Annotated in this window: 6 protein-coding genes; 5 read left to right on the top strand and 1 reads right to left on the bottom strand. The window is 67.6% G+C overall.

The features are described 5' to 3' along the window. The first annotated feature begins 296 nt into the window (after positions 1-296). The 5 genes from ACGFU7_RS43115 (at position 297) to ACGFU7_RS43135 (ending at position 6506) form a co-directional block, all read left to right on the top strand. The gene (locus ACGFU7_RS43115) at positions 297-1949 is read left to right on the top strand and encodes a glycoside hydrolase family 13 protein (RefSeq protein ID WP_393703793.1); all 1653 of its coding nucleotides are present in this window, start codon (positions 297-299) and stop codon (positions 1947-1949) included. Positions 1950-2052: 103 nt separating this feature from the next. Continuing rightward, positions 2053-3378 (top strand): ABC transporter substrate-binding protein, encoded by a 1326-nt coding sequence (locus tag ACGFU7_RS43120; protein WP_393703782.1) that lies wholly within the window; start codon positions 2053-2055, stop codon positions 3376-3378. A gap of 9 nt (positions 3379-3387) precedes the next feature. Beyond that, positions 3388-4749 (top strand): ABC transporter permease subunit, encoded by a 1362-nt coding sequence (locus tag ACGFU7_RS43125; protein ID WP_393703784.1) that lies wholly within the window; start codon positions 3388-3390, stop codon positions 4747-4749. Then, positions 4749-5702: a carbohydrate ABC transporter permease gene (locus tag ACGFU7_RS43130; RefSeq protein WP_393703786.1), complete on the top strand. Its 954-nt coding sequence runs from the start codon at positions 4749-4751 to the stop codon at positions 5700-5702. Before ACGFU7_RS43125 ends, ACGFU7_RS43130 begins: the two co-directional genes overlap by 1 nt. Before the next feature lie 492 nt (positions 5703-6194). Continuing rightward, complete coding sequence (locus ACGFU7_RS43135; protein WP_393703788.1) at positions 6195-6506, top strand: hypothetical protein; 312 nt, start codon at positions 6195-6197, stop codon at positions 6504-6506. 499 nt (positions 6507-7005) lie between these two features. On the opposite strand, the gene ACGFU7_RS43140 is transcribed toward ACGFU7_RS43135, so the two are convergent. After that, entirely contained in the window at positions 7006-7476 is a 471-nt protein-coding gene (locus tag ACGFU7_RS43140; RefSeq protein WP_393703790.1) for an MEKHLA domain-containing protein, read from the bottom strand. Between the last annotated feature and the right edge of the window lie 161 nt (positions 7477-7637).

Genomic DNA, 7637 nt, shown 5'->3' on the forward strand with positions numbered 1-7637 from the left:
CATCCTAGTTAGATGTTAGGTAGAAGAGTCTCTACCCATATGGGTTCACATTGGGGCCCTACGGGCGCTCAACCGGCCACTTTCCACTAAACCTTGCGTCACAACGTTGACACCTGCCGGTTTTGCATACTTAACATGAATGCATAACAGCACGGGGCTGATTCCAGCCGCCGGTCCGCGCATCCCAGCGCATCGCTGTTGCTCACGAATCCGCGCCGACGCTGTTCGCGCGCCCGGAATCAGGATGGTGTCAGGTGCTACGAGCCCCCTCGGCGGTCGAGTCGGTATCCCCCGTCATCGACGGCAGCCCGCCGCGGCGCCAGTGGTGGCGGGACGCGGTGCTCTACCAGGTCTACATCCGCAGTTTTCTGGACAGCACCGGTGACGGTGTGGGCGACCTCGCGGGAGTCCGCGCCGGTTTGCCCTACCTCAGCAAACTCGGCGTGGACGGCATCTGGCTGAGCCCGTTCTACCCCTCTCCCCAGCACGACCACGGCTATGACGTCGCCGACTACTGCGCCGTGGACGGCATCTACGGCGACCTCGACGAATTCGACCACCTCGTGACCGACACCCACCGCCTCGGCATGCGCATGGTCATCGACATCGTGCCCAACCACTGTTCCAGCGAGCACCCGTGGTTCCTGGCGGCACTGGCAAGCCCTCCCGGCAGCTCCGCACGGGCGATGTTCCACTTCGCCGACGGACGCGGCACGGACGGCGAACTGCCCCCGAACAACTGGCGGGCGATGTTCGGCGGCGCCGCCTGGTCACGCGTCAAAGAGACCGACGGCAGCCTGGGACAGTGGTACCTGCATCTGTTCACCCCCGAGCAGCCGGACCTCAACTGGCGCGACCCGCGCGTCGGTCACTACTTCGAGCAGGTGCTGCGCTTCTGGCTCGACCGGGGCGTGGACGGTTTCCGTATCGACGTGGCGACCGGTCTGTTCCGCCACCCGGAGCTGCCCGACTCGCCCGACCCCGGGGCCGACGAGCGCACCCGTGACTCCGTCAACCCGCTCGCCTGGAACCAGCCCGAGGTGCACGACGTGTGGCGCAACTGGCGCGCGGTCTGCGAGGAGTACACCTCCCGCGACGGCCGTGAACGCCTGCTGGTGGGCGAAGTGTCCGTCAGGACCGCCGCCGACCAGGCCCGCTACGTGCGCCCTGACGAGCTGCACCAGGCGTTCTTCTTCGACCTGCTCAGTGCCCCGTGGAACGCGGACGCCTTCCGGCGGACCATCGGCGAGGCGCTACGGGACATCGCCGGCACCGGCTCCACCGTCACCTGGGTGCTCAACAACCACGACCAGGTCAGGAGCGTCACACGATACGGCGGCGAGGCAGGCGTCTTCGGCGCCACCCGCGCCCGGGCCGCCGCACTGCTGATGCTGGCGCTGCCCGGGGCCGCCTACATCTACCAGGGCGAGGAACTCGGTCTGCCCGAGGTGGTCGACCTGCCGGACGAGGCACTGACCGACCCGATCTTCCGCAGGACCGGCAGCCGCCGCTACGTCCGCGACGGCTGCCGCGTGCCGCTGCCGTGGTCCGGGCACGCCTCACCCTTCGGCTTCACCGCCGAGGACAGCACCGCACAGCCGTGGCTTCCGCAGCCTGCCTGGTTCGCCGAACACACCACGGACCGGGCGCTGTTGGACACCGGCTCCTTCTGGCACCTGTACCGCTACGCGCTGAGTCTGCGGGCACGCCTGCCGCAGCTGGGCGAGGGTGATCTGCGCTGGCTCGACTCCCCGCCGGAGGTGCTGTCGTTCATACGCGGCGACGGGCTGCTCTGCACGGTCAACTTCGGCGAGAAGGCCATCCCCGCGCCTCTCCCCGACACTCCGCTGCTCTCCAGCGCCCCCTGCCCGCCGGGCGTGCTGCCCGGCAACACGGCCGCGTGGTGGATGGACGTCACCGGCGCCCTCGGGTCCGTCGGCGAACCGTGATCCCACCGAGCCGTCCCGCAGGCGCCACCCCCTGATCCCTGTACCACCCGCACAGCAACAGCGCGCATGGCCGTACCGGCGCGCCGACGAAGGGACCTCAAAGATGAAGCGCACCGTTGTAGCCACCGCCGTGGTCTGCGGCCTGGCTCTGACAAGCACAGCGTGCGGAGGCGGCAGCGACTCGTCCTCCTCCGCGCCGAAGGGCGCGCAGGCCCTCAAGGGGCAGACCGTGACTGTGGCGGCCGTGTGGACCGGCGAGGAGCAGGCCAGCTTCAAAAAGGTGCTCGACGGCTTCGCGCGGAAGACAGGGGCCAAGGTCCAGTTCGCCTCGACCGGCGACAACGTCTCCACCGTCATCGGCAGCAAGATCCAGGGCGGCGACGCCCCCGACGTGGTCATGGTCCCGCAGGTCGGCGTCGTCCAGCAGTTCGCCAAGTCGGGCTGGCTGGCGCCGCTGTCCGCGAACGTGAAGGCGGCCGCCACCAAGAACTACGCCCAGGTGTGGCAGGACTACGGCACCGTGGAAGGCACCTTCTACGCCCTGTACTTCAAGGCTTCCGACAAGTCGACGGTCTGGTACAGCCCCACGGCCTTCACGAACGCGGGCGTCACTGCGCCGAACACGTACGAGCAGATGATGACCGACGCGAAGACGATCGCCGACTCGGGCCTCAGCGCGTTCGCCATCGGCGGGCAGGACGGCTGGACGCTCACCGACTGGTTCGAGAACATCTACCTCTCCCAGGCGGGCGCCGCGAACTACGACAAGCTCGCGCAGCACAAGATCCCCTGGACCGACCCGACCGTGGTCAAGGCCCTGACGACGCTGGGCGCACTCTTCAAGCAGAATACCCTGATCGCCGGCGGAGCCAAGGGCGCGCTGCAGACCGACTTCCCGACGTCGGTGACACAGGTCTTCGGTGACGAGCCGAAGGCCGCCATGACGTACGAGGGCGACTTCGTCAGCGGCAACATCACCAACGACCTGCACAAGAAGGTCGGCACGGACGCCAAGTTCTTCGCGTTCCCCTCGGTGGGCGGCGGCCCCGCGCCGGTCGTCGGCGGCGGCGACGCGGCCGTGGCCCTCAAGAAGGGCAAGAACCCGTCGGGCGGCATGAAGCTCCTGGAGTACCTGGCCACCCCGGACGCCGCGGGCATCTGGGCCAAGTCGGGCGGCTTCCTCTCCCCGAACAAGTCCCTGCCGCTCTCCTCCTACAGCGACGACACCCTGCGGCAGACCGCCAAGTCGCTGATCAGCGCCGGTGACAACGTGCGGTTCGACATGTCCGACCAGGCACCGGCCGCCTTCGGAGGCACCGCGGGCACCGGCGAGTGGAAGCTCCTGCAGGACTTCCTCGCCGACCCGTCCGACCCCGGGGCCACGGCACAGAAGCTCGAAACCGCTGCTGCCAAGGCATACAAGGACTGATGGGTCGTCATGTCCACTGCCGCGACCCCCATCGGTCCCCCCAAGTCCCCCGGGGCACCGGGGCAACTGCTCGCCAATCACCGGCGCAAGCGCAAGGCCCGGGTCACCGCCGTCCTCTTCGCCCTCCCCGCACTGATCCTGCTCGGTGCGCTCGTGGGCTACCCGATCCTCTACTCGATCGTCCGCTCCACCTACGACGCGGGCGGCAGCCACTTCGTCGGGCTCAGCAACTACGGTGAGCTGTTCCAGGACAAGACCACGCTGACCGCCCTGCGCAACACCGCTGTCTGGGTCATCGTCGTGCCGGCCCTGCTGACGGGGCTCGGACTGATCCTCGCGGTCCTCACCGAGAAGATCCGCTGGGCCACCGCGTTCAAGCTGCTGATCTTCATGCCGATGGCGGTCTCCTTCCTGGCGGCCGGCATCACGTTCCGGCTGGTCTACGACCAGGACCCGCAGCGCGGTGTGCTTAATGCGGCGACCGTCGGCATCCACGACGCCTTCACCGAATCGGCCGGCTATCCCGGAGCACGTCCGCGCGATGCCGCCGTCCTCAAGAAGGCGGCGGGCGGCGCGTACAGCACCGTCCACACCACCGACCCCGGCAAGCCCCTCACACTGGGCCTGGTCGGCATACCGCCCACCGGGATCCCGGCAGAGGCGAAGCAGGCCGTGAACCCCGCCACCACACAGGCGGCGAATGCGGTGACGGGTGTCGTCTACGTGGACTTCGCACCGGGCGGCGGCGGAAAGCCGCATCAGGTCGACGCCCACGAACGCGGACTGCCCGGCGTCAAGCTCCAGCTGACCCGCGACGGGAAGAAGGTCGCGGAGACCACCAGCGCGCCCGACGGCTCCTTCGCCTTCGAGGACACCAAGCCCGGCACATACGCCGTGCGGCTCCCGGCGGACAACTTCGCCGCGCCCTACGGCGGCATCTCCTGGCTGGGCCGCGCCCTCATCACCCCCGCGATCATGGGCGCGTACCTATGGGTCTGGACCGGCTTCGCCATGGTCCTGATCGGCGCCGGCCTCTCCGCACTCCCCCGCGAGACGCTGGAAGCCGCCCGCATGGACGGCGCGAACGAGTGGAAGATCTTCCGGCGCATCACGGTCCCGCTGTTGGCGCCGGTGCTGAGTGTCGTCTTCGTCACGCTGGTCATCAACGTGATGAAGGTCTTCGACCTCGTCTACATCATCGCGCCGGGACCTGTGCAGCAGAACGCCAACGTACTGGCGCTCCAGATGTGGCTGGTGTCCTTCGGCGGCGGCAACAACCAGGGCCTGGGGAGCGCGATCGGCGTGGTCCTGCTGCTCCTGGTGATCCCCGCGATGGCCGTGAACATCCGACGCTTCCGCAGGAGTCACTGATGGCCGCCCAGAGTTCCACCGAGCAACTGCCGCCCGTCGCCCCGGGCGGCGAGGAGAAGACAGCGGCACCGCTGCCACCGCCCGCCGCACCGCGGCGGCCGGGGACCGGAGCGGCGAGCCGAGCCTCAGGCTGGCTGAACAACAGCCTCGTGCAGGCTGTCCTGATCGTGATCGCGCTCATCTGGCTCACCCCGACGGTCGGCCTGTTCGTATCGTCCCTGCGCTCGTCGACCGACCAGAGCAAGAGCGGCTGGTGGACGGCGCTCACCCACCCGGGCGGGCTGTCGTTCGACAACTACGGTCATCTGCTGGACGACAGCGACATGACGCGGGCGTTCTTCAACACCGTCATGATCTCGGTTCCGACCACCGTGGGCGTCGTCGTCCTCGCCGCCCTCGCGGGCTACGCGTTCGCCTGGCTGGAGTTTCCCGGCCGTGACTGGATCTTCCTGCTCGTCGTCGGCATGCTCGTCGTGCCGGTGCAGATCGGCCTGCTTCCGGTCGCCAAGCTCTTCGGCGCCCTCGGCATCTTCGGCTCGATCCCGGGCGTGATCCTCTTCCACATCGCTTACGGACTGCCCTTCGCCGTCTTCCTCCTGCGCAATTACTTCGCCGAGATACCGCGCGAAATGCTGGAGGCGGCCCGCATGGACGGCGGCACCGAGTGGATGATCTTCTGGCGGGTCATCCTGCCCACGGGCCGTCCTGCCATCGCCAGCCTGTCGATCTTCCAGTTCCTGTGGGTGTGGAACGACATGCTGGTGTCCCTGATCTTCGCCGACAGCGGATCCCAGCCGCTGACCGTCGCCCTCCAGTCCCATGTCCGGCAGTTCGGCGCGAACATCGATGTCCTCGCTCCCGGCGCCTTCCTTTCGTTGATCGTTCCCCTCGCTGTCTTCTTCGCCTTCCAGCGTCACTTCGTCGAAGGAGTGATGGCCGGCTCGGTGAAGTAACAGGTCAGGGGTTTCCGGCCCGCTCCCCCGGGGCGGAAGCCCCAACCCGGCAGTGCGGCCGAGGCGGTCGCCACCCGTACCGAACTCAGGCGGTACGGGTGGCGTCCGGCCCGGCCGCACTGTCTTGCCCGGGAAAGGTCCGGCCGGGCCGGCCCTCAACCCCGCGGTGGCCACCTGCCGCAACCAGCGGCGTCGGGGCCACAGTCCGGCCGAGGCCCGCGACGCAATCGAAGCCGGACCGACCGAGCAGATCGTCCAGAGCCGCTGCGCCACTGCGGTTCTCGAAGGGCGGACCAGCGAAAGAAGTGGCGCCGCCCACCGCCTGTTCGTGCGGCGGGTCCTGGAGCGCCCGGTGATACAGCACACGCAGAGATGCTGTACAGCCATCACACTATGTACTGTCAAGCGCTGACGTAAGGATGGCGACAGACAGTGTTCATGTGTGTACGAATCCCGAGCGGAACTGCCGATCGGGGCAGCTCAGAAAGCCGTATGGCCGCTCCACGGCAGGACATCGCCGCCGGCGTCCATCGCCCGGTGGGCTCCGCGCCCGCCGGTACGCGCTCCTATCAGGCCGCCATGGACGTCGTTTTCGACGCGACGGTACAGAAGGGTTGCGGACACGTCGGGAGAGAGACGGCGCTCGATGGCGCCTGCGGCGCGCAGGTGGACGAGGATCCGGAAAACAGCATCCGCTTCAGAATTGACGGTCTGGTGGATCTGCTCCAGGGTCAGGTTCGGACACTGCCCGAGATGGTCGAGAATCCTTCTTTCCAGCACTGTACGGCTGCGGCGTGTGCGTAGGTACGCAACAGCACCTGCCGAAATTATCGCGACGGCGAGCAGAGGGACGACAAGCACAACCGTTCCAAACACAAGATCTCCTAGTCGTCGACGACCTTCATCCAAAGGCGCAGAGGGTCCAAGAGGAGTGCGTCGCAGCAGCTCAGAGGGCCGAGCTACGTAGCTCGGCGCTCGATCTCAAGGCACGGGAGATGCCGCTCCCTATTCTACTGGAGACACTGTTATTGCATTGAGTGTGAATGCGTGTGCCATCCCGAGGCCTAGTTCGGGCCGGCCTGATGGTCGAGTTCGAGGTCGAGCAGAGCTACCGAGGCCTCAAGGCGTCTTCGGTGCGTCTCGCCGCCGGAAAGACCCGCTACACATACGGCAGGGACCTCGGGATCGACGGGAACGGTTTCCTCGTCGGCCCCGAGGCCCCTTGCGACGCCACCGACCGAGACAGCCGACCGCGGGCGCGCACCGGAGAGGGTCGGGCATCGGCGCAGTCATTCGTCGGTGGTCACGCGTCTGTCTCTGTCCACATGGGAACTATCGCGGCCTGACCGTGCAGGACCCCTGCCGAGTCCAGCAGATCCCACATGGTGACGTTCTCGATCCAGAAGCGGCGCCCGGACTTCGCCCTGCGCCGCCCGCGGTACCTTTCCGCGTACCCCTGCTCGGTCACGGACCGTACGAAGGCGTTCCGGTCCTCCTGATCATCGGGCACAGCCGACAACCGGGAGGGCATGCCGACGAACTCGTCCCACTCGTAGCCGAAGCACTTCTGTGCCGTCCGGTTGGCGTAGACGAAGCGCGGATCCATGCCGGTGTCGTGCGCCAGCAGCCCGAACGGAGCCGAGGTGTAGAGCCACTCGGCGGCCTCGTCCGCCGGCACGTCCCTGATGGAGGCGGACAGATCCCTTCCCGTCAATCGCCGGTGGCTCGACCGCACCAGCTCGGCGAACGACGCATCCGTAGGCGTACTCGGCACCGGCCGGGCGTCAGCCTGTTCATGCCCGGCCCCCGGTCCCGTCTCGGGTGCTGCTGTCTCAGGCACCGTCGTTGACCCAGCTCATGAGCTTGCGCAGCTCACGGCCGGTGGTCTCCAGGAGGTGGTCGCTGTCCGCCTTCTTGTACTCGTTGTACTTGGGC

The organism is Streptomyces sp. NPDC048473, assembly GCF_043200155.1.
Lineage (GTDB): Bacteria > Actinomycetota > Actinomycetes > Streptomycetales > Streptomycetaceae > Streptomyces.

Bases quoted from the DNA above. Each gene is read 5' to 3' on its own strand.
- ACGFU7_RS43120 (WP_393703782.1), top strand. From the start codon at position 2,053: ATGAAGCGCACCGTTGTAGCCACCGCCGTGGTCTGCGGCCTGGCTCTG.
- ACGFU7_RS43125 (WP_393703784.1), top strand. From the start codon at position 3,388: ATGTCCACTGCCGCGACCCCCATCGGTCCCCCCAAGTCCCCCGGGGCA.
- ACGFU7_RS43130 (WP_393703786.1), top strand. From the start codon at position 4,749: ATGGCCGCCCAGAGTTCCACCGAGCAACTGCCGCCCGTCGCCCCGGGC.
- ACGFU7_RS43135 (WP_393703788.1), top strand. From the start codon at position 6,195: ATGGCCGCTCCACGGCAGGACATCGCCGCCGGCGTCCATCGCCCGGTG.